This is a genomic window from Pseudomonas sp. Marseille-Q1929, from assembly GCF_017316265.1.
Lineage (GTDB): Bacteria > Pseudomonadota > Gammaproteobacteria > Pseudomonadales > Pseudomonadaceae > Aquipseudomonas.
This window is the reverse complement of sequence record NZ_JAFLWU010000001.1, coordinates 597286-622805: the sequence shown is the minus strand read 5'-3', so window position 1 is coordinate 622805 and position 25520 is coordinate 597286. Positions and strand designations below refer to the sequence as shown.

20 protein-coding genes are annotated in these 25520 nt (G+C 62.3%); 12 read left to right on the top strand and 8 right to left on the bottom strand.

Translation table 11 applies throughout. The features are described from left to right. Window positions 1-59: 59 nt before the first annotated feature. The 4 genes from ampD (at window position 60) to J1G37_RS02810 (ending at window position 4261) form a co-directional block, all read left to right on the top strand. Window positions 60-623, top strand: coding sequence for a 1,6-anhydro-N-acetylmuramyl-L-alanine amidase AmpD (ampD, locus tag J1G37_RS02825; RefSeq protein WP_207040108.1), 564 nt, complete (start codon window positions 60-62; stop codon window positions 621-623). After that, complete coding sequence (ampE, locus tag J1G37_RS02820; protein WP_207040107.1) at window positions 620-1456, top strand: regulatory signaling modulator protein AmpE; 837 nt, start codon at window positions 620-622, stop codon at window positions 1454-1456. The genes ampD and ampE overlap by 4 nt, the downstream gene beginning before the upstream one ends. A 224-nt stretch (window positions 1457-1680) precedes the next feature. Beyond that, window positions 1681-3711 (top strand): methyl-accepting chemotaxis protein, encoded by a 2031-nt coding sequence (locus J1G37_RS02815; RefSeq protein WP_207040106.1) that lies wholly within the window; start codon window positions 1681-1683, stop codon window positions 3709-3711. 121 nt (window positions 3712-3832) lie between these two features. Then, entirely contained in the window at window positions 3833-4261 is a 429-nt protein-coding gene (locus J1G37_RS02810; protein WP_207040105.1) for a hypothetical protein, read from the top strand. On the opposite strand, the gene J1G37_RS02805 is transcribed toward J1G37_RS02810, so the two are convergent. Both J1G37_RS02805 and cra read right to left on the bottom strand, forming a co-directional pair. Further along, window positions 4208-4984, bottom strand: a complete 777-nt coding sequence (locus J1G37_RS02805; RefSeq protein ID WP_207040104.1) for a TatD family hydrolase — start codon at window positions 4982-4984, stop codon at window positions 4208-4210. The two genes, J1G37_RS02810 and J1G37_RS02805, sit on opposite strands and share 54 nt — an antisense overlap. Before the next feature lie 2 nt (window positions 4985-4986). Then, the gene (cra, locus tag J1G37_RS02800) at window positions 4987-5982 is read right to left on the bottom strand and encodes a catabolite repressor/activator (protein WP_207040103.1); all 996 of its coding nucleotides are present in this window, start codon (window positions 5980-5982) and stop codon (window positions 4987-4989) included. 293 nt (window positions 5983-6275) lie between these two features. On the opposite strand from cra, the gene ptsP reads away from it, so the two are divergent. From ptsP to J1G37_RS02780, 4 genes are all read left to right on the top strand, one after another. Further along, window positions 6276-9134 carry a phosphoenolpyruvate--protein phosphotransferase gene (ptsP, locus tag J1G37_RS02795; protein WP_207040102.1) on the top strand — a complete coding sequence of 953 codons (2859 nt, stop codon included), beginning with the start codon at window positions 6276-6278 and terminating at the stop codon, window positions 9132-9134. Beyond that, window positions 9135-10055 carry a 1-phosphofructokinase gene (gene pfkB, locus J1G37_RS02790; RefSeq protein WP_207040101.1) on the top strand — a complete coding sequence of 307 codons (921 nt, stop codon included), beginning with the start codon at window positions 9135-9137 and terminating at the stop codon, window positions 10053-10055. Between the two features lie 11 nt (window positions 10056-10066). Beyond that, window positions 10067-11779 carry a PTS fructose-like transporter subunit IIB gene (locus J1G37_RS02785; protein WP_207040100.1) on the top strand — a complete coding sequence of 571 codons (1713 nt, stop codon included), beginning with the start codon at window positions 10067-10069 and terminating at the stop codon, window positions 11777-11779. Window positions 11780-11970: 191 nt separating this feature from the next. Then, window positions 11971-13512 carry an alkaline phosphatase D family protein gene (locus tag J1G37_RS02780; protein WP_207040099.1) on the top strand — a complete coding sequence of 514 codons (1542 nt, stop codon included), beginning with the start codon at window positions 11971-11973 and terminating at the stop codon, window positions 13510-13512. A gap of 149 nt (window positions 13513-13661) precedes the next feature. Here J1G37_RS02780 and J1G37_RS02775 read toward each other — a convergent pair whose 3' ends face one another. After that, window positions 13662-16187 (bottom strand): sulfite reductase flavoprotein subunit alpha, encoded by a 2526-nt coding sequence (locus J1G37_RS02775; RefSeq protein WP_207040098.1) that lies wholly within the window; start codon window positions 16185-16187, stop codon window positions 13662-13664. Between the two features lie 134 nt (window positions 16188-16321). Next, window positions 16322-18622, bottom strand: coding sequence for a TonB-dependent siderophore receptor (locus J1G37_RS02770; RefSeq protein ID WP_207040097.1), 2301 nt, complete (start codon window positions 18620-18622; stop codon window positions 16322-16324). Between the two features lie 205 nt (window positions 18623-18827). On the opposite strand from J1G37_RS02770, the gene J1G37_RS02765 reads away from it, so the two are divergent. From J1G37_RS02765 to J1G37_RS02750, 4 genes are all read left to right on the top strand, one after another. Then, window positions 18828-19508, top strand: a complete 681-nt coding sequence (locus J1G37_RS02765) for a Fe2+-dependent dioxygenase (RefSeq protein ID WP_017737742.1) — start codon at window positions 18828-18830, stop codon at window positions 19506-19508. A gap of 1 nt (window position 19509) precedes the next feature. Continuing rightward, window positions 19510-20259 (top strand): tetratricopeptide repeat protein, encoded by a 750-nt coding sequence (locus J1G37_RS02760; protein WP_207040096.1) that lies wholly within the window; start codon window positions 19510-19512, stop codon window positions 20257-20259. 193 nt (window positions 20260-20452) lie between these two features. After that, entirely contained in the window at window positions 20453-20635 is a 183-nt protein-coding gene (locus tag J1G37_RS02755) for a type II toxin-antitoxin system HicA family toxin (RefSeq protein ID WP_192297838.1), read from the top strand. 55 nt (window positions 20636-20690) lie between these two features. Further along, window positions 20691-21092, top strand: coding sequence for a type II toxin-antitoxin system HicB family antitoxin (locus J1G37_RS02750; protein WP_207040095.1), 402 nt, complete (start codon window positions 20691-20693; stop codon window positions 21090-21092). A 72-nt stretch (window positions 21093-21164) separates the two neighbouring features. Here the strand turns inward: J1G37_RS02750 and J1G37_RS02745 are convergent, their stop codons facing one another. From J1G37_RS02745 to J1G37_RS02730, 4 genes are all read right to left on the bottom strand, one after another. After that, window positions 21165-22328: a type III PLP-dependent enzyme gene (locus J1G37_RS02745; RefSeq protein ID WP_010213203.1), complete on the bottom strand. Its 1164-nt coding sequence runs from the start codon at window positions 22326-22328 to the stop codon at window positions 21165-21167. A gap of 474 nt (window positions 22329-22802) precedes the next feature. Further along, window positions 22803-23960, bottom strand: coding sequence for an ABC transporter ATP-binding protein (locus J1G37_RS02740; RefSeq protein ID WP_207040094.1), 1158 nt, complete (start codon window positions 23958-23960; stop codon window positions 22803-22805). After that, on the bottom strand, window positions 23957-24610 hold the full coding sequence (locus tag J1G37_RS02735; protein WP_017737738.1) for an ABC transporter permease: 654 nt from the start codon (window positions 24608-24610) through the stop codon (window positions 23957-23959). The genes J1G37_RS02740 and J1G37_RS02735 overlap by 4 nt, the downstream gene beginning before the upstream one ends. 11 nt (window positions 24611-24621) lie before the next feature. Next, entirely contained in the window at window positions 24622-25518 is an 897-nt protein-coding gene (locus J1G37_RS02730) for a glycine betaine ABC transporter substrate-binding protein (RefSeq protein WP_207040093.1), read from the bottom strand. Window positions 25519-25520 lie beyond the last annotated feature (2 nt).

Below are 25520 nucleotides of genomic sequence, written 5' to 3'. Positions count from 1 at the left end.
GCAACCACAGGGCTGAACGCGGCATACTGGTCACACTTTGTCACGCTCAAGGACCCTGTATGCAGTTGGACCCCCTCAGCGGTTGGTGCAAGGGCATCCGTCATTGCCCTTCGCCCAACTTCAACGAGCGCCCCGCCGGCGAAATCTCGCTGTTGGTGGTGCACAACATCAGCCTGCCACCGGCGCAGTTTGCCACCGGCAAGGTGCAGGAATTTTTCCAGAACCGCCTGGATGTCACGGAACACCCTTACTTTGAAGGGATCGCCGACCTACGGGTGTCTGCGCATTTTCTGATTGAACGCGACGGCGCCGTGACGCAGTTTGTGGCGTGTATCGACCGGGCCTGGCATGCCGGGGTCTCGTGTTTCGAGGGACGTGAGACGTGCAATGACTTTTCCCTGGGTATCGAGTTGGAAGGCACGGATGATTTGCCGTTCACCGACGCCCAATACACGGCGCTGATCGACCTGACCCGTCAATTGCTGGCGGCTTATCCCGGCATTACCCGCCAGCGTATTTGTGGTCACAGCGATATCGCCCCGGGGCGCAAGACCGACCCCGGCCCGGCTTTTGATTGGGCGCGCTTTCGCGGCGCCCTGCAGGATGGAGGACACGCACAATGAGTTTCCTGGTATTGGTGCTGGCAGTGTGGATCGAGAAATTCTCGGCCTTGCGCCAGCGGTTGCAGCGCGACGGTGGATGGTTGCGCGAGCTGGCCAAGCTGGAATCGAGCCCGCGCATGGGCAAGCAGCCCTGGCTGATCCTGGTGCTGCTGGTGCTGCTGCCCGTGGCGTTGCTGGCGCTGTTGCTACTGGTGCTGGAGCCTGTGGCCTACGGTTTGCTGGCCCTGCCGGTGCACCTGTTGGTGGTGATCTACAGCCTGGGGCGCGGCGATCTACTGGCCGGGCTCGGGCCGTTCCGTGACGCCTGGCGGCGTGGCGACCTGCAAGCCGCCGAGCACGTGGCCGAGCGCGACCTGAAGCTGGGCGCCGACAGTGGCGAGCAGTTGCTCGAACGCGTCCAAGGGCATCTGCTGTGGCAGGCGTACCAGAGCTTTTTCGCGGTGATCTTCTGGTACTTCCTGCTGGGCCCGGTTGCTGCCCTGGCGTATCGCCTACTGGCATTGGCCAGCGAGCACAGTAAAAACCCGCTGGTGGCCGAACGCGCCGGGCAACTGCGCCATGCGTTTGACTGGCTGCCGGTGCGCTTGCTGGCGGCCAGCTTTGCCCTGGTGGGCAACTTTGTCGCGGTCAGCCGCGTGATGCTCCACGAACTGCTGAGTTGGGACATCAGCGCGGCGCAGTTGGTGGAAAAAGTCGGCCTGGTCGCCGCCGAAATCCCACCACCGGTGGTAGGCGCCGACGGTATCAACAGCCTCGACCGGCTGTGGGAACTGCTGCTGCGCGCGGCGGTGCTGTGGTATGCCGGCTTTGCGATCTGGACCGTGTTGCCCTAATCCCTGTGGGAGCGGGCTTGCCCGCGATAGCGGTCGGTCAGTCGAAGATGCATTGACTGACACTCCGCCATCGCGGGCAAGCCCGCTCCCACATGGGTTATTGCCGTGTCCTCAGGGTTGTTAACCTTACGTTACAAAACTCCCTTTCAAATTGAGCTATATAGAGGGTGGCGTTCTGCCGCTGCCCTGCGCCTCAATAAAAATAAAAGAAAGGGAGTTCACCTGTGAAGAGCTTGCTCTATCCCGCCGTCGCGCTGATGAATCGCTTGAGCTTCGGCATGAAATTCAGCCTGATCAGCGTGTTGTTCCTGCTGCCGATGCTGGCCACCAACTATTACCTCGTGCGCGACTCCTGGCGCGAATTCCAGGGCACGCGCATCGAATTGCAAAGCCTGGATTTGCTCGGCAGCAGCCTGGCCCTGCGTCGTGACCTCGAAACCCTGAACAACCAGGTGCAGATCAATGCGACCCTCGGTCAGTCTGGCAAGGCCGGTGATCTGGAGGGCAAGATCAGCGCCTTGGAACAGAGTGTGCTGAGCCGCCTGCAAAGCCTCACTGCGATGGCCACCGACCTCGAGCAAATCGCTGCGTTTGACGCCAAGCGCGATGAGTTGATCGCCGCCTTCAAGGCCCAGCAACAGGAAACTTCGTTGCTGAGCAAAAGCGCGCTGATCGGCAAATTGCTCAACAAGGCGCACATGCTCAGCCAGGTGATTGCCAGCCAGTCCGGCCTGAGCCGCGACCCCCAGGGCGATTTGCGCCAACTCGCCGAGCTGATCACCAGTATCACCCCGCAAGTCACCCAGACCCTCGGCGAAGGCCGGGCGATGGGCGCGTATTCCCTGGGCCAGGGTTTTCTCAACTCATCCTCCAGCACGCGCTTTGACGAACTCCTGCAGCAACTGGAAAAACTCCACGGCGAATACGCGCTGAAATTGCAGGATGCCCTGGGCTCCAGCAAGGCCGCCCACGCTGCACTCGACGGCCTGGCCAAGGCCAGCAATGCCAGCCTCAAGCAAGGCAGCGAGCTGTTTGAAGAGCAGGTGGTGATGGCCGAAACCCTCGACGCGCCCTGGCAAGGGTTCTACGACCACGTCAGCCAACTGATGGCCCAGACCTACCAACTCGACGAGGCGACCTTGACCTTTCTCGGACAGCAGTTGGAACAGCGGCTGGCGCAAAACCGCACGCACATGGTCGGGCTGGTCTGCGCCCTCTCGGCGGTGTTTTTGCTGATCTTCTACCTGTACGCAGGCTTTTATGCGTCCACCCGCACCACCCTGCGCCGGCTGGGCGCGATGATGGACAAAGTCGCGGCGGGCGATATGACCGTCACCTTCGTTGCCGATAGCCGCGATGAGCTGGGCGAGTTGGGCCAGGTGTTCAACGGCACTGTGGCGAAAATCCATGACCTGATCGAACGCGTCGGCCATACCGTCAGCCAGGTCGAAGTCCAGGCCGGCCAGGTGGAGACGGTATCGGCCCAGAGTAACCACGCGGTGTCTGGCCAGCGCAGCCAGATCGAACAGGTGGCGACGGCGATGAACCAGATGTCGTCCACCGCCCAGGAAGTGGCGCGCAGCGCGGCGGCGGCGGTCAGCAGCGCCCACAGCGTCAACGACGAAACCGTCAGCGGGCGCAGCCTGGTGCAATCCCAGCAGGGCAGCATCGCGCGGCTGGCCTCCGAGATCGACCAGTCGGTGCGGGTGATCAACCAATTGGCCACCGACAGCCAGTCCATCAGCAGCGTGTTGGAAGTGATCAAAAGCATTGCCGAGCAAACCAACCTGTTGGCGCTCAATGCCGCCATCGAGGCAGCCCGCGCCGGCGAGCAGGGGCGTGGCTTTGCGGTGGTGGCCGATGAGGTGCGCACCCTGGCCCGGCGCACGCAACACTCCACCGAAGAAATCGAGCAGATGATCAGCCGCCTGCACAGCGGCGTGGCCGCCGCGGTGAAGGCCATGGGCAGCAGCCATGAAATGGCGAATGGCACGGTGGGGCAGTCAGAAAAAGTCCAGCAGGCCCTGGAAAACATCCTCGGTGCCGTAGGCATGATCGTCGATCAGAACCAGCAGATTGCCGCCGCCGTGGAGCAGCAAACGGCGGTCGCCCATGATATCGACCAGAACATCGTCGAAATCAATCGTGCCGGCGAGCATGCGGCCCACGGTGCCCATCAGACCGAGGCGGCCAGCCGGCAGCTGTCGATGCAGGTGATTGAGTTGAAGCAACTGATCGGTGCCTTTCGGGTGTAGGAGTTGTGAGTAGGACTAAGCCGCCAATGGTGTGGCACTTGTCTTGATTTACCCGCGGATCTTTTATTGCGCCCTGAATCGGTGAGAGTTTGTTTCCTCTAGTCCTCGGGGAGAGCCGGCGATGACCGCAGTAATTGGCATTCGGGGGCATTGCGCCCAATGTGACATGACGTTCGAGCTCAAGCCTTGGCAATTGAACGCCATCGCCATCGACGAACCCTTTGAATGCACGTATTGCCAGTCGTGTCTCAGGCTGGTCAGCCAAAAACAGCTGTGTCGGTTCCGCGCCTTGAACCAGTGGGCGTTGGTGCGCCCGAGCATGATCATCCTGACCAGCGCAACCTTGCTGGTGGCGTTGGTGGCAGAGTGGGTGGGACTGATCAACGTGATCGGGCAGTTCAATATCTCGTTGGTGACGGTGCTGGTTCATTGCCTGGTATTGCGTTATGCCCGCTACCGGCAACGCATGACCCTCAACCTGCATGGCGTCAGCCGGTTACCAATCGAACAGCTCGCACGCATTGCGTGTACTCGCCTGCGCGAGCAATAACGGTTCGATGCCCATGCGTTCGGCCAGGGTGCGGCAAATATCCGGCAGGTGCTGCGGGCTATTGCGCTGGCCGGGGTACATGGCGGGGGCCATATCCGGCGAGTCGGTCTCCAGCACCACACTGTCCAGCGGCAACTGCGCCAGCACCTTGTGCATGCGCAACGCCTGGGGCCAGGTGGCCGCGCCGCCCAGGCCGAGCTTGAAACCCAGCTTGATGTACTCGCGGGCTTCCTCCGTGCTGCCGGCGAAGGCATGGATGATGCCGCCCCGTGGCAGGCGGATGCGCTTGAGGGTGGCGATTACGGCCGCGTGGCTGCGGCGTACGTGCAGCAGCGCTGGCAGTTGGAAGTCCACGGCCAGTTTCAGTTGGGCGTCAAACAGGCTTTGTTGGCGCTCGCGGTCCAGGTGCTCGAGAAAGTAATCCAGGCCGATCTCGCCCACCGCACACAGTTGCCGGTGGCCGTGCAGGCGGGTCAGCCAATCCCCCAGCTCCACCAGGTCGGCGGGGCGATGGTCATCGAGATACACCGGGTGCAGGCCAAAGGCTGCGAACAAACCTTCATCCCCTTGCACCAGATCCCACAACCGCTGCCAATTCTGCTGATACACCCCCAGCACCACCATGCGCCGCACGCCGAGTTCGCGGCTGTGGGCGAGGACTTCGCGGCGGTCGCTGTCGAAGTCCGCGAAGTCCAGGTGGGTGTGGGTGTCGATCAGCTCCACGGTCAGGCCTCGCGGATACGCTGCTTGAAGGTCCGGCCGATGGCATGTACGCCAGGTTGGTAGTGCTGTTCTTCGATGGCCGCCAGGGCCAGTTTCAGCGCGGTGTCGGCGATCAGCTGATGTTGTTGGGCCATGGCGTTCACCGGTAGCGGCAAGAAGTCCAGCAATTGGGTGTCACCGAACGTGCCCAGGCGCAGCGGGCGCGACTTCAGCGGGAAGTCATGCAGTGCATCAAACACGCCTTGCAGCAGCACGTAGGACGTAGTCACCAGCGCGTCAGGCAAATGCCCCAGTTGTTGTAGAAGTTGCTCCATCAACTGTCGGCCACAGTCACGGCTGAAGGCTTCGCCCTGTTCGACGATCACCTCGCCGCTGAACCCCTGCAGCGCGTCACGGAAGCCCGCCGCGCGCTCCTGGCTGATGCTCAGCTCCGGCCGTGCGCCGATCAGCACGATCTGCTTGGGCAGCGGTTGCAACAGGCTGCCGGTCAGTTGCTGGCAGGCCTGGCGGTCGTCGCTGACCACCGAGCAGAACTGCGCGGTTTCCATCACCCGGTCGATGGCAATGACCGGCAGGCCCTTGGCTTGCAGTTCGCGGTAGCTGTCATCGCTGGCCGGCAGGCAACTGGCGACAAACAGCGCATCACAGCGCCGCGCACGAAACAGTTGCAGCAACTGGCGCTCGCTGTTGGCGTCATCATCAGAGCTGGCGATCAGCAACTGATAGCCGCGTGCCCGTGCGCCTTGCTCCAATAGCTTGGCGATGCGTGCGTAACTGGGGTTTTCCAGGTCGGGCAGGATAAAACCCAAGGTGCGCGTGTGCCGACTGCGCAGCCCGGCGGCTTGGGGGTTGGGTGTAAACCCATGGGCTTCAACCACGGCACGCACCCGTTCGACGGTGGCGTTGCTGATCCGTTGTTGTTCGGCCTTGCCATTGATGACGTAACTGGCGGTGGTCACGGACACACCGGCCAAGCGTGCAATATCACTGAGTTTCAAACCGGGATTTCCTTGTTTTTTGGAGCTTGCCCCGACATTTTGTCCAATCGTAACCGATTACTGCATACAACCAATGTCCAAGCGCAAGTGCCGAGTGGTCCTTCAAGGATGCTCAATTAACGCGTAATCTGCCATAAATTCTAGATTAAACGTTTCAGCAGGCGTATTTTTACGATCTTCGCGACTGAGAGGCCACTGCCAATTGACTACTCAGTCAGCTATTACGCAACGCCATTACACTGTTTATTCAAAACAATACCTAGTGCGCCCATCGCACTAACTAGGAGAACGGCATGCTTGAGCTCACCCACGAGCAGATTTCCATGGGCCAGGTGGCTGTGGATAAGTCTGCTGCCTTGCACCTGCTCGCTGAAAAACTGGTGGCCGACGGCCTGGTCGCCGAGGGTTACCTCAGCGGTTTGCAAGCCCGTGAAGCCCAAGGCTCGACCTTTCTCGGCCAAGGTATTGCGATCCCCCACGGCACCCCCGAAACCCGCGACCAGGTGTTTGCCACCGGCGTGCGCCTGCTGCAGTTCCCCGAAGGGGTGGACTGGGGCGACGGCCAGATCGTCTACCTGGCGATCGGTATTGCCGCCAAATCCGATGAACACCTGCGCCTGCTGCAACTGCTGACCCGCGCCCTCGGCGAGACCGATCTCGGCCAGGCACTGCGCCGCGCCGGTAGCGCCGAGGCCTTGCTCAAACTGCTGCAAGGCGCGCCGCAGGAACTGGCGCTGGACGCACAGATGATCAGCCTGGGCGTGTCGGCCGATGATTTCGAAGAGCTGGTGTGGCGCGGCGCACGCCTGTTGCGCCAGGCCGATTGTGTGAGCAACGGTTTCGCCGCCGTGTTGCAGCAGGTCGATGCGTTGCCCCTGGGTGATGGCCTGTGGTGGCTGCACAGCGAGCAAACGGTCAAGCGCCCGGGCCTGGCGTTTGTCACCCCGGACAAACCCATGCGCTACCTCGGCCAGCCGCTCAATGGCCTGTTTTGCCTGGCTAGCCTTGGCGAGGCCCACCAAACCTTGCTCGAACGCCTGTGCGCCTTGCTGATTGAAGGCCGTGGCCAGGAACTGGGCCGCGCCACCAGCAGCCGCGCCGTACTCGAAGTGCTCGGCGGCGAGCTGCCGGCCGACTGGCCCAGCGCGCGCATCACCCTGGCCAACGCCCACGGCCTGCACGCGCGGCCGGCGAAGATCCTCGCGCAATTGGCGAAAAGTTTTGACGGCGACTTGCGCGTGCGCATCGTCGATGGCCCAGTGGGCGCCGTCTCGGTCAAGAGCTTGAGCAAACTGCTGAGCCTTGGCGCCCGCCGTGGCCAGGTGCTGGAATTTGTCGCCGAACCGACGATTGCCGGTGATGCGCTACCAGCGCTGTTGGCCGCCGTCGCAGAAGGCCTGGGTGAAGAGATCGAGCCGCTGCCGACCGTCAGCGCGCAACTGGCCACGGTCGACATCGAACCGCTGCTCAGTGCACCGCTGAGCGGCAGCCAGCTCCAGGCCATCGCCGCCGCGCCGGGCATCGCCATCGGCCCGGCGCACATCCAGATTCAACAGGTGTTCGACTACCCGCTGCGCGGCGATTCTTCGGCCATCGAGCGCCAGCGCCTGCAAGCCGCCCTGGCCGATGTGCGCCGCGATATCCAGGGCCTGATCGAGCGCAGCCAGGCCAAGGCGATCCGCGAGATTTTCATCACCCACCAGGAAATGCTCGACGACCCGGAACTTACTGACGAAGTCGACACCCGCCTCAAGCAAGGCGAAAGCGCCGAAGCCGCGTGGATGAGTGTGATCGAAGCCGCTGCCAAGCAGCAGGAATCGTTGCAGGACGCCTTGCTCGCCGAGCGCGCCGCCGACCTGCGCGACATTGGCCGTCGCGTGCTGGCGCAACTGTGCGGCGTCGAAACCGCCCGCGAGCCCAGTGAGCCGTACATCCTGGTGATGGACGAAGTCGGCCCATCCGACGTTGCGCGCCTTGATCCGACCCGCGTCGCCGGCATCCTCACCGCCCGTGGCGGCGCGACCGCCCACAGCGCCATCGTCGCCCGTGCCCTGGGCATTCCGGCGCTGGTGGGCGCCGGCCCCGCCGTGTTGCTGCTGGCCTCCGGTACGCCGTTGTTGCTGGACGGCCAGCGCGGCCGCCTGCATGTGGACGCCGACGCGGCCACCCTGCAACGCGCCACCGTCGAGCGCGACACCCGCGAACAACGCCTGCAAGCCGCTGCGGCCCAGCGCCATGAGCCGGCGCTGACCCGTGACGGTCACGCCGTGGAAGTGTTCGCCAATATCGGCGAAAGCGCCGGTGTGGCCAGTGCGGTGGAGCAGGGTGCCGAAGGCATTGGTTTGCTGCGCACCGAACTGATTTTCATGGCCCACTCGCAAGCGCCGGACGAAGCCACCCAGGAAGCCGAATACCGCCGCGTCCTCGATGGCCTCGGCGGGCGTCCGCTGGTGGTGCGCACCCTCGATGTGGGTGGCGACAAACCGCTGCCGTATTGGCCGATTGCCCAGGAAGAAAACCCCTTCCTCGGCGTGCGCGGCATCCGTCTCACCTTGCAGCGCCCGCAGATCATGGAAGCGCAATTGCGTGCGCTACTACGTTCCGCGGACAACCGCCCGCTGCGCATCATGTTCCCCATGGTCGGCAGCGTCGATGAATGGCGCGCCGCCCGCGACATGACCGAGCGCCTGCGCCTGGAAATTCCGGTGGCCGACCTGCAACTGGGCATCATGATCGAAGTGCCGTCGGCGGCCTTGCTCGCCCCGGTGCTGGCCAAGGAAGTGGACTTCTTCAGCGTCGGCACCAACGACCTGACCCAATACACCCTGGCCATCGATCGTGGTCATCCAACCTTGTCCGCCCAGGCCGATGGCCTGCACCCGGCGGTGTTGCAACTGATCGACATCACCGTGCGCGCGGCCCATGCCCATGGCAAATGGGTTGGCGTGTGCGGCGAGTTGGCGGCAGACCCGCTGGCCGTGCCGGTGCTGATCGGCCTGGGGGTGGACGAGTTGAGCGTGTCGGCCCGCAGCATTCCCGAAGTGAAGGCGCGGGTGCGTGAATTCAGTCTGAGCGAGGCCCAGGGCCTGGCGCAACAAGCACTCGCGGTGGGCTCGCCCGCCGAAGTGCGTGCCCTTGTGGAGGCCGTGTAGATGGCAAGGATTCTGACCCTGACGCTGAACCCGGCGTTGGACCTGACCATTCGCCTGGCGCGTCTGGAGGCGGGTGAAGTCAACCGCAGCGAAACCATGCTCACCCATGCCGCCGGCAAAGGCGTGAATGTGGCGCAGGTGTTGGCCGACCTCGGTCATCAAGTGACCGTGGGTGGCTTCCTGGGCGAAGACAATCCACAGGCGTTTGACGCGCTGATCGCCCGCCGTGGGTTTGCCGACGCGTTCATCCGCGTGCCCGGCGAAACCCGCAGCAATATCAAGATCGCCGAACAGGATGGCCGGGTCACCGACATCAACGCGCCGGGGCCGCAAGTCAGTGAACAGGCGCAGCGCGCCCTACTCGAAAAGCTGGTGCAGATGGCACCCGGTTTTGATGCGGTCGTCGTTGCGGGCAGCTTGCCGCGCGGCGTCAGCCCGCAGTGGTTTCAGCACTTGCTGGCGCAGCTGAAAAACCTCGGCTTGAAAGTCGCCCTCGACACCAGCGGCGAAGCGTTGCGCGCCGGTTTGCAGGCGGGCCCGTGGTTGGTCAAACCCAACACCGAAGAGCTGGCCGAAGCCCTGGGCAATGCCCCCGATGCCATCAGCCAATTGCACCGCTTGGGCGTGGAACATGTGGTGGTGTCCGACGGCGCCGCCGGCGTGAACTGGTACCGCCCCGGCGCCGCGTTGCATGCCACGCCGCCCAAGGTCACGGTCGCCAGCACGGTGGGCGCGGGCGACTCGCTGCTCGCCGGCATGCTCCACGGTTTGCTCAGTGGCGACATCCCGGAGCAGACCCTGCTCCGCGCTACGGCGATTGCCGCGATGGCGGTGACGCAGATCGGTTTTGGCATCAGCGATGACGCGCAGTTGGCGCGCCTCGAAAGCGGCGTCGATGTTCGCACGCTGACAGAACAATAAGAGGGTTTGTGATGAAGTTAGCCATTGTTACTGCCTGCCCGAACGGCATGGTCACCAGTGTGCTGTGCGCCCGCTTGCTGGACGCCGCCGCGCAACGCCAGGGCTGGAGCACCAGCGTCGAAGTGGTCGACGTGCAGCGCCCGGAGCGTCAGTTGTCCCAAGGGATCATCGACGATGCCGAGTGGGTGTTGCTGGTCAGCAGCACGCCGGTGGACATGCAGCGGTTTGTCGGCAAGCGCGTGTTCCAGAGCACGCCGGCCCAGGCGCTGGCGGATGTCGAAGCGGTATTGCGCCGTGGCGCCGAAGAGGCGGCGGTGTATGTCGCCACTGAAGTCGCCGCCAAAAACGCGCCGCGTATCGTTGCCGTCACCGCTTGCCCGACCGGCGTGGCGCACACCTTCATGGCCGCCGAAGCCTTGCAGCAGACCGCCAAGCGCCTGGGCTACGACTTGCAGGTCGAGACCCAGGGCTCGGTCGGCGCGCGTACGCCGCTGAGCCCGCAGGCCATCGCCGATGCCGACGTGGTGTTGTTGGCGGCGGATATCGAAGTCGCCACCGAGCGCTTCGCCGGCAAGAGGATCTACCGTTGCGGCACCGGTATTGCCCTCAAGCAATCCGAGGCGACCCTCAACAAGGCGCTGGCCGAAGGCGCGGTGGAAAGCAGCGGCAGCGCGGCGGTGGCCAAGGCGGAAAAGACCGGCGTGTACAAACACTTGCTCACCGGTGTGTCGTTCATGCTGCCGATGGTGGTGGCGGGCGGGTTGTTGATTGCGTTGTCATTTATGTTCGGCATCACCGCTTTTGAACAGGAAGGCACGCTGGCCGCCGCGCTGAAAACCGTTGGCGACCGCGCCTTTATGTTGATGGTGCCGCTGCTGGCGGGTTATATCGCCTACTCGATTGCCGACCGTCCTGGTATCGCGCCCGGCATGATCGGTGGCCTGCTGGCCGGTACGTTGGGCGCGGGTTTTATCGGCGGGATCTTCGCCGGTTTCCTCGCCGGGTACTGCGTCAAGCTGATCACCCGCGCGGTGAAATTGCCCCAGAGCCTGGAGGCGCTCAAGCCGATCCTGATCATCCCGTTGCTGGCGAGTCTGATCACCGGCCTGGCGATGATCTACCTGGTGGGTCCGCCAGTGGCGCGCATGCTGGCGGGCTTGACCGACTTCCTCAGCACCATGGGCACCACCAACGCCGTGCTGCTCGGCATCCTGCTCGGCGGCATGATGTGCGTCGATCTCGGCGGGCCGATCAACAAGGCGGCGTATGCGTTCTCGGTCGGTCTGCTGGCGGCCCACAGCGGCGCGCCGATGGCCGCGGTCATGGCCGCTGGCATGGTGCCGCCGATTGGCATGGGCATCGCGACGTTCCTGGCGCGGCGCAAGTTTGCCCAGACCGAACGTGAGGCGGGCAAGGCGGCGATGATCCTGGGGATGTGCTTTATCTCCGAAGGCGCGATCCCGTTTGCCGCCAAGGACCCGCTGCGGGTGATCCCGGCGAGTATTGCCGGGGGGGCGTTGACGGGGGCGTTGTCGATGTATTTCGGCTGCGTGCTGGCGGCGCCTCATGGTGGGTTGTTTGTGTTGATCATCCCGAATGCGATGAACCATGCGTTGCCGTATTTGCTGGCGATTGTCGCGGGGAGTGTGTTGACGGGGTTGGTGTATGCGGTGATCAAGCGGCCGGAAGTGGTCGAGCTGTCGGTCGCCCCAGCCAAGGCCTGACTTGGAATGCAGTAAAAAAACTGTGGGAGCTGGCTTGCCTGCGATAGCGGTGTATCAGTAGCAGATGTGCTAGCTGGCCCGCCGCCATCGCAGGCAAGCCAGCTCCCACAGTTTTGATCTCCACTGATCGCAAGATTAGTGTCATCTGCCCGTGCTTTAGTTGTCCTTTTGATCCTCAAGAGGGCACCTGCATGAGCCACTTCGATCTCGGCCGTCGCCGTGTGATGCAAGCCGTCGGCGCCGGGCTGTTGCTGCCGGGCCTGGCGCCGGCGGTGATTGCTTCGGTCAAGGACCGCCCACAACTCACCGATGGCGTGCAGTCCGGTGATTTGCTCGGCGACCGCGCGATGATCTGGAGCCGCAGCGACCGCCCCGCACGCATGGTGGTGGAGTGGGACACCCGCAGCACGTTCAGCAACCCGCGCAAGTTCATCTCGCCCCTGGCCGACAACCGCACGGATTTCACCGCCCGCGTCGAGCTCACCGGCCTGCCCGCCGACCAGGCGATTTTCTACCGTGTGCACTTCGAAGACGCCCAGAGCGGCGTTGCCAGTGAGCCTTGGTTCGGCCACCTGCGCAGCGTGCCGCAACAGCGCCGCGACATCCGTTTTGTGTGGAGCGGCGACACCGTCGGCCAGGGCTTCGGCATCAACCCGGACATCGGCGGCATGCGCATCTACGAAGCCATGCGCCTGCGCCTGCCGGACTTCTTTATCCACAGCGGCGACACCATCTACGCCGACGGCCCGGTGCCCGCACAGCTGGTCACCGAAGGCGGGCGCGTGTGGCGCAACATCACCACCGAAGCCAAGAGCAAAGTCGCGGAAACCCTCGACGAATATCGCGGCAACTACCGCTACAACCTGCTGGATGAAAACGTGCGCCGCTTCAATGCCGAGGTGCCGCAGATCTGGCAGTGGGACGATCACGAAGTGGTCAACAACTGGTCGCCGAGCAAGCAGCTCGATGAGCGTTACCAGACCAAGGACATCAACACCCTGGTCGGCCGCGCGCGCCAGGCCTGGCTGGAATATTCGCCGATGCGCCGCCAGGCCGCCGACGGTGGCGGGCGGATCTATCGCAAGCTCAGCTATGGGCCGCTGCTGGATGTGTTTGTGCTGGATATGCGCAGCTATCGCGGGCCCAACGATGACAACCTGGGCGGCGAAAAAGCCTTCCTCGGTCGCGAGCAATTGGATTGGCTCAAGCGTGAGCTCAAGGGCTCGCAGGCGCAGTGGAAGGTGATTGCCGCCGATATGCCCATCGGCCTTGGCGTGCCAGATGGCGAGGTGAGCCCAGGTGTGCCGCGTTGGGAGGCGATTGCCAACAACGATCCGGGCGCGCCCCAAGGGCGTGAGCTGGAGATTGCCGAGTTGCTGGGATTTTTGCGGGCGCAAAAGGTGCGCAACCATGTGTGGCTGACCGCTGATGTGCATTACTGCGCGGCGCATCACTATCACCCGGATCGGGCGGCGTTCCAGGAGTTCGAGCCGTTTTGGGAGTTTGTCGCGGGGCCTTTGAATGCGGGGAGTTTTGGGCCGAATCCGTTGGATAAGACCTTTGGGCCTGAGGTGGTGTTCGAGAAGGCGCCGCCGGTACAGAACACTTCGCCGTTTGCTGGGTTTCAGTTTTTTGGAGAGGTGCAGATTGATGGGCAGACGGCGGAGTTGACGGTGTTTTTGCGGGATCTGGATGGTGTGTCGGTGTTCCAGCAAAAACTCCAACCTGCCTGACTTGGAATGCAATTAAAACTGTGGGAGCTGGCTTGTCGGGTCGCCGCATCGCTGCGATAGCGGTGTGTCAGCTTGCACATTTGCTACTGATACACCGCTATCGCAGGCAAGCCAGCTCCCACAGTTTGATCCTCAGTGTCTGGGAGAGGTCAGTACACATCCCGGCGGTAGCGGCCCTGTTCAATCAGGCGATCTACCGCTTCACTGCCCAGAATATCCACCAACGCCTGATCCACTCCCGCCGCCATTCCCTGCAAACTGCCGCACACATAAATCGCCGCACCCTCGGCCAGCCACTTGCGCAGCACGTCCGCCGATTCACGCAGGCGGTCCTGCACGTAGATTTTTTCCTCTTGGTCGCGGGAAAACGCCAGGTCCAACAATGCCAGGTCGCCGCTGGCCAGCCAGCCTTGCAGCTCGTCCTGGCAGAGGAAGTCGTGGGCGATATTGCGTTCGCCGAACAGCAGCCAGTTGCGCTGCTGGCCATCGGCAATACGTGCCTTGAGCAAGCTGCGCAATCCGGCCAGGCCGGTGCCGTTGCCCAGCAGGATCATCGGCACCGGTGCGTCCGGCAGGTGGAAGCCACTGTTACGGCGCAGGCGCAGGCTGATGGTCGAGCCCAGGGCGGCGTGTTCGGTGAGCCAGCCTGAACCCAGGCCCAGGCTGCCATCGGGGTGGCGTTCCTGGCGTACGATCAGCTCCAGCACGCCGTCGCTGGCAATCGAGGCGATGGAGTATTCGCGCATGCCCAGCGGCACCAGCGCATTCACCAGTGCCTGGGCGTGCAGGCCCACTAGGTGGGCGCGATGCGTCGGCAGTTGGCGGGTGGCCAGGGCTTGATCGAGGGTGTGCGCCAGGTCGTCGATCAACACGCCGTCGCTGCCGGCCAGCCCGAGGCCTTCGAGGAAGTGCTCGATGGCCCAGGGGCAATTGCGCGGGAGGATTTCCACCAGGTCGCCGGCTTGCCAGGTCTGTGGTGAAGACGGGGTCAGGCCCAGCAGGTAGACGTCGGAACCGCTGCTGTCGCGGTTGAGCAGGGTGCGTTGGGCCAGCGTCCAGTTTTCGTACTGCGCGGTCGGCCATGCCGCAGTGGGGGCCTGACCTGTCAGTTGCCCAAGCTGTTGTTGCCAGTGCAGCAGGGCAGTGGTGTCGCCGCTGTCCACTTCCACGGGGGCGAACAGCGGGTTGCCGCCCTGGTTGGTCAGCCAGAAATGCAGGCGCCGGGCGAAGCCGCAGAAGTGTTCGTACTGCCGATCACCCAGGGCCAATACCGAGTAGTTCAGGCCTTTGAGGGACAGGTCCTGGCCGAGCACGCTGCGCTCAAAACCACGGGCGCTGTCGGGCGCTTCGCCGTCACCGAAGGTGCTGACCACGAACAGGGCGTTTTCGGACTGGCGCAGGTCTTCCTGGCTGACGCTACCCAGGGGTTGCACCTTCACTGGCAGGCCGGCCGCTTGTAATTGGCCAGCGGTTTGCCAGGCCAGTTGTTCGGCGAAACCGCTCTGGCTGGCGAAGCCGATCAGCCACGCCGGGGCATCGCTGTGGTTGGCGCCGAGGCCTTTGCGCGCGTCGCGCACTTGGCGTTTTTTGCGGCGGCGGTCGAGGTACAGCAGCCAGCCGGTGATGAAGAACAACGGCATCAGCAACGAACTGACGGTGAGGATAATGCGCCCCGCCAGGCCGAAGTAGCTGCCGGTGTGCAGCGCGTAGACGCTGGTCAGCAGCTGGGAGCCGAGGGTCTTGCTGGCGTAGCGGTCGTGGGACTTGACCTCGCCGGTGGCGGTGTCGAGGTTGAGCTGGTTCAGCGCGCGGTCGTGGGGCGAGTCTTGCAGCAGGTAGTAGACCGTGGCCGGTTGCCCGGCGACGGCGGGCATGCGGATGTTGTAGCTGCTCAAGCCTGGGCCGGCGCTGCTGTAGATGCTGCTCCACATCGCGTCATAGTTGGCCACGGGCGCCGGGCCTTGCGGCGGTGGGCCGCGCTTGCGCATGCGCTCGTTTTGCGGCGCGTCGGAGAGCAGTTTGGTCACGCCCTGGTTGTACCAGTCGTAGGACCAATACAACCCGGTCAGCGCCGCCAGCAGGTAGGCCAGCAGGCACCAGGTGCCGAACACCGAGTGCAGGTCCCAGTTGAAGCTGCGACCTTTCTTGCGCCAGTCCAGGGTCAGCCACACGCGCCAGCTGGCGACCTGGCGCGGCCAGCGCAGGTACAGGCCGGACAGGCAGAAGAACACCAGGATCAGCGTGCACGCCCCGGTGATGTTGCGCCCGGTGTCGCCCATCACGAGGAAGCGGTGGAATTGCAGGAGGAAGCCGAACACGTCCTGGCCGACCACGTCGCCCATGTAGTTGCCGGTGTAAGGATCGAAATAGCGCAACTGGCCACGGCGCTCGCCGGGTGGCGGGGTGAAGAACACGCGCGCGGCATTGCCGCTGTCGCTTTCGACAAAGAGCATGGCCACGGTCTGGCCTTCGGTGGCCTCCAGTTTGCGTACCAGTTCGGCGGGCGGCAGCACGCCGGCGTCGCGCTTTTCCACCGTCAATACGCTGGGGTTGAGCGCCCGCAGGATTTCATCCTGAAACGAAACCGCTGCCCCGGTAATCCCCATCAAGGCCAGCACCAGCCCGGCCGTAATGCCGAAGAACCAGTGCAACTGGAACAGGGTTTTCTTCAACACGTCTGACCGCCTCGTCTATCTGGTTGTAAATGCACGGCGCGCATTATGCCGTGGGTTATCGAGAAATATTCTGTTTTACACGCAAAAGCCCCACGCATCCGATGCGTGGGGCTTTTGCCGTTTGCTGCCCGCTTTTAGAAGTGGAAGCTGGTGGACAGCAACGCCGTGCGACCCGCCGCCTGGTTGGCGAAGTGCGAGGCGTAGGCTTTGTCGTAGTAGGTCTTGTCGGTCAGGTTCTGCACATTCAATTGCAGGTCGACGTTCTTGGTCAGCTTGTAGCTGGCCATGGCGTCGTAGCGGGTGTAGGACGGTACGTACACGGTGTTGGCCGCATCGCCGTAAACCTGGTCGACATAGAACGCGCCGCCACCGATGGTCAGCTTTGGCGTCACGTTGTAAGTGGTCCACAGGCTGAACGAGTTTTCCGGGGTGTTCGGCATCTGGTTGCCTTTGTTCGAACCGGTCGTCACGACGCCCAGGCGGGTGCCGTTTCTGCCCGGATCAACCAGCTCGCTTTTCAGGTAGCTGTAGCCAGCGAACACTTGCCATTGCTCGGTGATCTTGCCGCTGGCGGACAATTCCAGGCCGTCGACGCGGGACTCACCGGCGGTTTCGTAGGTGTTGGAATCCACCAGGATGCGGGTGTTTTTCTTCTCGGTACGGAACACCGCAGCCGACAGCGACAGGCGGTTGTGGAACAGGTCCCACTTGGTGCCCAGCTCGTAGTTGACGGTTTCTTCCGGTTTCAGGTCGCTGGTGTTGATGCCGGTCGGGATAGCGTTGCTATCCACACCTTCACCCACCAGGCCGCCCGCTGGCGACGCCGAGGTGGCGTAGGAGGTGTAGATGCTGCCGTTTTCCAGCGGCTTCCAGACCAGGCCGGCCTGCCAGTTGAAGAACTGGCTGTCGTCCTTGACCTTGGTGCGCCCGGTGGTGGCATTGGTATTGGCTTCGGTGTCGAAGGTGTCGTAGCGCACGCCCACGTTCAGCAGCCATTTCGGGTCCAGCTCGATGGTGTCGAACACATAGGCGGCGCGGCTGGTGGCCTTGGTGTTGGTGCCCATGTAGTTGCGTGCGACGCTGCCGGTCCAGGCGTCGTCCGGGTTCGGGTTGCCCAGGGAGGTGCAGCTGCCGCCGCTGTTGCCGACCATGCCCGGCAAGCAGCCGTTGGGCGTTGGGTTGGCATTTGGCGTGATGGTGTAGCCGCTGACGCGGGTTTCTTCACCGGTGAATTCCAGGCCGGTGGAGTAGCTGTGCTTGAAGCCCAGCGCCTGGAAACTGCCAAACAGATCGGTCTGGTTGGTGGTGGTGGTCGTGGTGGAGACGCGGGCGTTGGCGCGGCGCCACACGGTGCCGTACTTGTTGACGTTGCCTTTGCTGTCGTCCGGCTGGGTGAGAACGTAGTCCTGGCCGGTGCTGCCATGACGCAGGGTGTTTTTCAGCGTCATGCTGTCGTTCAGGTCGTGCTCGACGGAGATCGTGCTGATATCCGCGCGGGTCTTGCGGAAGTCGCGATTCTTGAGGCCGTAGAAGTTGCTGCTGTCGCCGCCGTCGGTGGGTTTGTCGTGGACGTGGGTGGTGGTCGTGGCCGAGCCGTAGCCGTACGGAATGCCCGAATCCGGCAGGTCGTTGCTTTCCATGTGGTAGTAGCTGAGGTTGACACGGGTCGGGGTGCCCAGGCCAAAGGTCAGCGACGGGGCCACGCCCCAACGGTCGTAATTCACGGCGTCGCGGCCGGCGACGTTTTGTTCGTGGCTCATCAGGTTCAGGCGGAACGCGGCGCTGTCGTCGAGGAACTGGCGGTTCACGTCGAGCACGTAGCGGCGGGTCTGGTCGGAACCGTAGGTGAAGCCGCCGTTGGTGAAGTCCCGCGCTTGTGGGGTCTTGCTCACCAGGTTGAGGCTGCCACCGGCCGAGCCGCGACCGCCGAAGGACGAGTTCGGGCCTTTGCTGACTTCGATGGATTCGATGTCGAAGATCTCGCGGCTCTGGCCACCGGTGTCGCGTACGCCGTCGAGGTAGGTATCGCCCTGGGCGTCAAAACCGCGGATGAACGGGCGGTCGCCCTGTGGGTTGCCGCCTTCGCCAGCGCCGAAGGTGATCCCCGGTACGGTGCGCAAGGCATCTTGCAGCGAGGTGGCGGCGGTGTCCTTGAGGACTTGTTGCGGTACCACGGTGACCGAACGCGGGGTGTCCACCAGCGGCGCGGTGTACTTCTGCGAGGAGGCCTTTTCAACCTGGTAGGAGGTCTGGTCCTGTTCCTGGCCGGTGATGCTGGTGGCGCCCAGGGAGATGCTGTTGCGCTCGCCTTTTTGTTCAGTGTCGTCAGCCGCTTGCGCCAGGTGGGCAGCAGAGCCGGCGGTCAGGGCGACGCCGATGGCCGAAGCCAACAGACGTGGTGAACTGGCAGGTGTTTTTATTGAAGTGCGCGACATGACGTGTCCTTTCCCCAAGGATGTGAGGCGGCGGAATATAGGGCGAACACGACTTTCTATCAATTGCGATACATTGCTAATTGCATTGAATTTACATTCTTTACACTTTTTGCTTACGGTTTTTACGATGTCATCCGTCCACGGTGTTTTACAGGCTTGATAAGAATCAATACCATTGGCGCCTCTCTGCATTCAGGTATCGCCCATGTTGCTGCACATTCCCGGCCTGTTCTCTCGTGAGGAAGTGCAGCGCATCCGCCAAGCCCTGGAAAGCACCGATTGGGCCGACGGCAAAATCACCGCCGGGCACCAGTCCGCCAAAGCCAAGCACAACCTGCAACTGCCGGAAGGCCACCCGTTGGCCAAGGAAATCGGCGCGGCGATGCTGGAGCGCCTGTGGAAAAACCCGCTGTTTATGTCAGCGGCGTTACCGCACAAGGTCTTCCCGCCGCTGTTCAACTGCTACACCAGCGGCGGCAGCTTCGACTTCCATATCGACAACGCCGTGCGCCAGGCGCGGGGCAGCATTGAGCGGGTGCGCACGGACTTGTCGTCTACCTTGTTCTTCAGCGACCCGGAGGAATACGACGGCGGCGAACTGGAGATCCAGGACACCTTCGGCCTGCAACGGGTGAAACTGCCCGCCGGCGACATGGTGCTGTACCCCGGTTCCAGCCTGCACAAAGTCAACGCCGTGACCCGTGGCGCACGCTACGCCTCGTTCTTCTGGACCCAAAGCCTGGTGCGCGAAGACAGCCAGCGCACCCTGCTGTTCGAAATGGACGGCGCGATCCAGCAACTGACCGCCGATGTGCCCGACCATCCGGCCCTGATCCAGCTCACCGGCACGTATCACAACCTGTTGCGCCGCTGGGTCGAGGTCTGACATGGGCTTTCTGCTGCGCCGCGAAGAAGTGCTCAACGTCGAGAAACTGCAAGCCATGCTCGACGACTCCCCGGTGCGCGCTGCCCAGGCGATCCTGATGGCGGCGAAGGAGGGCGTGGTGGATGCCCAGGCGTTGCTTGGGCAAATCCTCTTGGAAGGCCGTGGCATTGCCCGTGATGAAGCGCTGGCGTTGCGCTGGTTCCAGATCGCCGCCCAGGGCGGGCACTTGATGGCGCGCAATATGGCCGGGCGGTGTCTGGAGCATGGTTGGGGATGTGCGGCTGATGAGGTTGCTGCGGCGAAGGCATACCGCTTTGCGGCTGAAGCGGGTTTGGATTGGGCGCAGTACAACTACGCCAATCTGCTGGCTACTGGGCGTGGTGTTGCTGAAGACCAGCAACAAGCGTTGAGTCTCTATCGCCAGGCAGCGGAACAGGGCCATGCCAAGTCGATGAATCTGCTGGGGCGTTATCTGGAAGACGGCCGGTTCTGTGCGCAGGATCTAGACGCAGCCGTGGATTGGTATCGTCGCTCGGCCGAAGGTGGCGATTTTCGCGGGCAGTTCAGCTATGCGGCGGTGTTGGCGGACAGAGGGCAGGTCGATGCGGCGTTGGAGTGGTTGCGCAAGGCGTTGGCGGGGGGGAATTTGAAGTTCTTGCGCACGGCGTGCAAGGCGTTGGCTGCGGCGGAAGATGCGCAGATTCGCGCGATGGCCGAGGCTTACCAACAACGTGCTGCAAGTCTTTCCTGATCCGTTGATCCCAGACAGAGCCAGGCACAAAAACTGACATTAGTTTTCTGGCGAAAACGGTTCGCCCCTCGGCACCATCGCGCCACACAAGCCCGCTTGAGAGTTAAGCGGGCTTTTTCATTGGTGTGTTTCGTGTGTATAAAAACCCATTGCCATCCGGTGGTGTGTAATGTACACACTGAAAGGGTGGGCGATGAAAAGTCGAGAGGTAATAGAACTGCTTGTTGCGGATGGTTGGTTTGAGGTGGCAGTCAAGGGCAGCCATCACCAGTTCAAGCATCCGGTGAAGCGGGGGCGAGTGACCGTTCCTCATCCCAAATCAGAGATTGCCAAGGGCACGCTGCACAGTATTTTCAAATCAGCTGGTATCAAGTGATGGCCTCGCTTGATGAGTTGGATAGAGTCCCAGGGGCTCGTCCAAAGGAGGAGCAATGAAGTTTCCAGTGGTGGTACATAAAGACGCAGACTCGGATTACAGCGTGGCCGTCCCTGATGTGCCGGGGTGTTTCTCGGCCGGTGGGACCTTTTCCGAAGCGCTGGACAATGTCCGTGAGGCACTGGCGTTGCATCTTGAAGGGCTGGTCGCAGACCAGGAACCGTTGCCCCAAGCGCTGGAGGTGGACGCCCATTTGGATAACCCGGATTTTGCTGGTGGAGTTTGGGCGATAGTCGACTTTGATCTCACGCCTTACCTGGGCAAGTCGGTGCGTTTCAATGCGTCTCTACCGGAACATCTGTTGCAGCGCATCGACGAGCGCGTGCAAAAGGACCATCGCTACGCCTCGCGATCAGGTTTTTTGGCGACGGCGGCGTTGCGTGAGTTATCGGCTTAGCAGAAACAAAAAAGCCCATGACAGGTCATGGGCTTCTTCTTGCAGCTTGTGGCTAAAAACTAACCGCTGCTCTTAAACGTAGAACGACTTCAACGGCGGAAAGCCATTGAACTCAACCGCGCTGTAGCTGGTGGTGTACGCACCCGTCGACAACCAGTACAAACGATCACCAATCGCCAGGTTCAGCGGCAGGCCGTACTTGTAGTTTTCGTACATGATATCGGCGCTGTCGCAGGTAGGACCGGCGATGACCACTTCTTCCATCTCGCCTTTCTTCTCGGTCCAGATCGGGAACTTGATGGCTTCGTCCATGGTTTCGATCAGACCGGAGAATTTGCCCACATCCGTGTACACCCAACGCTCGACGGCGGTACGGGATTTACGCGCAACCAATACCACTTCGCTGACCAGGATACCGGCGTTGGCGATCAGCGAACGGCCCGGCTCCAGGATGATTTCCGGCAGGTCGTCGCCGAAGTCTTCCTTGAGGAAGCGGATGATCTCTTCAGCGTAGGTTTCCAGGCTGTTGGTGCGGGTGATGTAGTTGGCCGGGAAGCCGCCGCCCATGTTGATCAGCTTCAGGTGGATGCCGTCTTCTTCTTTCAGGCGTTCGAAGATCACTTTGACCTTGGCGATCGCCGCGTCCCACACGCTGATGTCGCGTTGTTGCGAGCCGACGTGGAACGAGATGCCGTATGGCACCAGGCCCAGGTCGCGGGCGAGGATCAGCAGGTCCATGGCCATGTCGGTCTGGCAGCCGAATTTGCGCGACAAAGGCCAGTCAGCCGTGGTCGAGCCTTCGGTAAGGATACGCACATACACTTTCGAACCCGGGGCGGCCTTGGCGATGTTGCGCAGGTCGGCTTCGGAGTCGGTGGAGAACAGGCGCACGCCTTTCTCGTAGAAGTAGCGGATGTCCTTGGATTTCTTGATGGTGTTGCCGTAGCTGATACGGTCGGCGCTGACGCCGCGGTCCATGACCTTGTCCAGCTCGTAGATCGAGGCGATGTCGAAGCTCGAACCTTTCTCTTTGAGCAGGTCGATGATCTCGACGGCCGGGTTGGCCTTGACGGCGTAGTACACCTTGGCGAATTCGAAACCGGCGCGCAGGTCATCGTAGGCCTGGCTGATCATCGCGGTGTCGATCACCACGAACGGGGTTTCTTGCTTGTCGGCGAACGCCTTCATTTTGTCAAAAGTGGCGCGCGCGAAATAGTCTTCGACGTTGATCGACATGCTGGGAACTCCTAAGGGCAAACTGATTTAAACAATGGGTGCAAATGAACGTCCTCCGTATCCCCACTTTGGTTCGCCTACTTCCCAAGGCATGTCGCCGAAAGCAAAAAGGCCATGGGAATAACCGCTTCCCTTGGCCTTGCTGTCTCGTCGTCAGTACTTGAGCCGGATGGATCGTTTCCAGCATGGACGTTCGGCGCGAACTTTAGGGCGTGAGGGGCTTGAGATCAACTAAAAATGTCGCGTTTTTGCACGCGTTCGTCGCGAGGACCCGTGCAGCTACTTATGTAACCGACCGGTGTGACGGAATGATGTTCCCCGGATGGGGCAAATTGAGGTGTTTCAGACACAATGGAGATCCAATGTGGGAGCGGGCTTGCTCGCGAATGCGGCGTGTCAGTCGATAGATGTTTGACTGATACACCGCCTTCGCGAGCAAGCCCGCTCCCACAGTGTTAACCGCAGGGTGTCAGATCAAGCCAGTGCGGTTTCGGCAGGCGAAACGATGCTGGTCTTGCCCCCCCGGGACTTACCGGAACTCAAGTACTCGGCAATCGACTCCTGGGTCACCTCCCCAAGGAACACCCGCTCCGCATCCATCACCGGCAACCACGAGCGGTTGAACTCGTACATGCGCGACAACAGGATGCGCAAATGCTCGTCATACGCCGCCGTGGCGTTGAACTCGCGCAGGTACTGGCCGCAGGTACCGGTCTGACGGTGCAGGTCGCGACGTCGCACATAACCCAGCGCCTTGTTCTCGGCGCAGGTCACCACCACATAGCGGCGGTCATGTTCGTCCATCAGTTCCAGCGCGTCGGCCACCGGGGTTTCCGGGCTGACCGATGGGGCGTTGTCCGCCGCGTCTTCGGCTTTCACCAGCAGCAGGCGCTTGAGGGTGCTGTCCTGGCCTACGAAATTGCTGACGAACTCATCGGCCGGGTGCGCTAGCAGTGTGTCCGGGTGGTCGATCTGCAGCAGCTTGCCGGCACGGAAGATCGCAATCTTGTCGCCCAGCTTGATGGCTTCGTCGATGTCGTGGCTGACCATGATCACGGTCTTGTTCAGCGCGCGTTGCATCTCGAAGAACTCGTTCTGGATCATCTCGCGGTTGATCGGGTCGACCGCGCCGAACGGCTCATCCATCAGCAACAACGGTGCATCGGCCGCCAGAGCACGGATCACGCCGATGCGCTGTTGCTGGCCACCCGAGAGTTCACGCGGGTAGCGATGCAGGTACTGCTTGGGTTCCAGCTTGATCATGCTCATCAACTCGCGGGCGCGGTCGTGGCACTTCTGCTTGTCCCAACCCAGCAGCTTGGGCACGACCACGATGTTTTCCTCGATGGTCATGTTGGGGAACAGGCCGATCTGCTGGATCACATAACCGATGTTGCGGCGCAGGGTCACGGCGTCGAGGTCGGTGGTGTCTTCGCCATTGATCAAAATCTTGCCCGAAGTCGGCTTGATCAGGCGGTTGATCATTTTCAGCGTGGTGCTCTTGCCGCAGCCCGAGGGGCCGAGGAATACGCAAATTTCGCCTTCATTGACGGTCAGGCTTACGTCGTTGACGGCGGTGACAGTCTTGCCGTTGCTTTGAAAAGTCTTGGTCAGGTTTTGAAGTTCGATCATTTGAGTAATCCTTTTGGAGTCAGCGAGCGTTGCAGCCATTGCAAGAGCAGGTCGGCGAAGATGGCCAGGAGACTGACCAGCACGGCGCCGACGATCAGCATCGACATATCGCTGCGGCTGATGGCAGCCAGAATCAGTACACCCAGGCCACCGGCGCCGATGGTGGCGGCAATGGTCATTACACCGATGTTCATCACCACGGCGGTGCGCACACCGGCGAGGATCACCGGTACGGCGATGGGCAGCTCGACCATGCGCAGGCGCTGGCCGAAGGTCATGCCGATGCCGCGCGCGGCCTCGCGAATGCCCGGTTCCACGCCCGTCAGGGCCAGGTAGGTGTTACGCATGATCGGCAGCAGGGAGTAGAGGAACACTGCGGTGATCGCCGGCATCGGCCCCAGGCCCTGGCCGAATTTGGAGTAGAACGGCAGCAGCAGGCCGAACAGGGCGATCGACGGCACGGTCAGCAGCACCGTGGCGCTGGCTTGCAGCGGCCCGGCCAGGCTCGGGAAGCGCGTCATCAGGATGCCCAGGGGCACGCCGATGAAGATCGCGAGGATCACGGCGATACCCACCAGGGTGATGTGCTGCCAGGTCAGGTGCAGGACTTGGGCCCAATCAAGATGGGAAAAGGCGTTCAGGAATTCCATGTCTTCTCCTCTTATTGATTGATCGGATGTTGGCGCAGGAAATCGGCGGCAACGGCGGAAGGGCTTTCATGGTCAACGTCGACCCGCGCGTTCAACTGGCGCATGGTTTCGTCGTCGAACAGATCGGCCAATGGCTTGAGGTCAGCGGCCAGTTCCGGATGGGCGTCGAGATAAACCTGACGCACCACCGGCGCGGCGGTGTAGTCCGGGAAGTAGTGCTTGTCGTCTGCCAGCAGCTTCAACTTGAAGGCGTTGAGGCGACCGTCGGTGGTGTAGACCAAGCCCGCAAACACCTGGCCATTACGCAGCGCGGTGTAGACCAGGCCGGCGTCCATCTGCCGGGTGTTCTTGCGGGTCAGGTTCATGTCGTACAGCTTGACCATGCCGGCCAGGCCGTCGGAGCGGTTGGCGAACTCGGTGTCCAGGGCCACCAGGCGCTTGGCCTTGGCGTCTTGCGCCACGGCTTGGGTCAGGTCGCTGATGCTGTTGATCTCGGGGTGCTCAGCGGCCACTTTCTCCGGCAACGCCAGGGCATAGGTGTTGCTGAAGCGCGATGGGGCGAGCCAGACCAGGCCTTTTTTCGCGTCGAGTTCTTTCACTCGGGCGTAGGACTGTTCGCTGTCGAGTTTCTCGTCCACGTGGTTGTAGGCCACCAGCGACACGCCGGTGTATTCCCAGATCAGGTCCAGTTGCCCGCTTTCCTGGGCACTGCGCGCCAGGTTGCTGCCCAGGCCACCGGTCACGCGGGTGTCGTAGCCCTTGGTGCGCAGATATTGGGAGGTGATTTCGGCGAGCAGGGTCTGTTCGGTGAACACCCGGGCGCCGATGCGGATGACGGGCTTTTCAGCGGCTTGCGCAAACCCTGCACACAGCAGGACGCAGCTCAGTATCAGTGTCAGCTTTTTCATGT

Coding starts and splice junctions, on each gene's coding strand:
- ampD (WP_207040108.1), top strand. CDS start 60: ATGCAGTTGGACCCCCTCAGCGGTTGGTGCAAGGGCATCCGTCATTGC.
- ampE (WP_207040107.1), top strand. CDS start 620: ATGAGTTTCCTGGTATTGGTGCTGGCAGTGTGGATCGAGAAATTCTCG.
- J1G37_RS02810 (WP_207040105.1), top strand. CDS start 3,833: ATGACCGCAGTAATTGGCATTCGGGGGCATTGCGCCCAATGTGACATG.
- ptsP (WP_207040102.1), top strand. CDS start 6,276: ATGCTTGAGCTCACCCACGAGCAGATTTCCATGGGCCAGGTGGCTGTG.
- pfkB (WP_207040101.1), top strand. CDS start 9,135: ATGGCAAGGATTCTGACCCTGACGCTGAACCCGGCGTTGGACCTGACC.
- J1G37_RS02785 (WP_207040100.1), top strand. CDS start 10,067: ATGAAGTTAGCCATTGTTACTGCCTGCCCGAACGGCATGGTCACCAGT.
- J1G37_RS02780 (WP_207040099.1), top strand. CDS start 11,971: ATGAGCCACTTCGATCTCGGCCGTCGCCGTGTGATGCAAGCCGTCGGC.
- J1G37_RS02770 (WP_207040097.1), bottom strand. CDS start 18,622: ATGTCGCGCACTTCAATAAAAACACCTGCCAGTTCACCACGTCTGTTG.
- J1G37_RS02765 (WP_017737742.1), top strand. CDS start 18,828: ATGTTGCTGCACATTCCCGGCCTGTTCTCTCGTGAGGAAGTGCAGCGC.
- J1G37_RS02760 (WP_207040096.1), top strand. CDS start 19,510: ATGGGCTTTCTGCTGCGCCGCGAAGAAGTGCTCAACGTCGAGAAACTG.
- J1G37_RS02755 (WP_192297838.1), top strand. CDS start 20,453: ATGAAAAGTCGAGAGGTAATAGAACTGCTTGTTGCGGATGGTTGGTTT.
- J1G37_RS02750 (WP_207040095.1), top strand. CDS start 20,691: ATGAAGTTTCCAGTGGTGGTACATAAAGACGCAGACTCGGATTACAGC.
- J1G37_RS02745 (WP_010213203.1), bottom strand. CDS start 22,328: ATGTCGATCAACGTCGAAGACTATTTCGCGCGCGCCACTTTTGACAAA.
- J1G37_RS02740 (WP_207040094.1), bottom strand. CDS start 23,960: ATGATCGAACTTCAAAACCTGACCAAGACTTTTCAAAGCAACGGCAAG.
- J1G37_RS02735 (WP_017737738.1), bottom strand. CDS start 24,610: ATGGAATTCCTGAACGCCTTTTCCCATCTTGATTGGGCCCAAGTCCTG.
- J1G37_RS02730 (WP_207040093.1), bottom strand. CDS start 25,518: ATGAAAAAGCTGACACTGATACTGAGCTGCGTCCTGCTGTGTGCAGGG.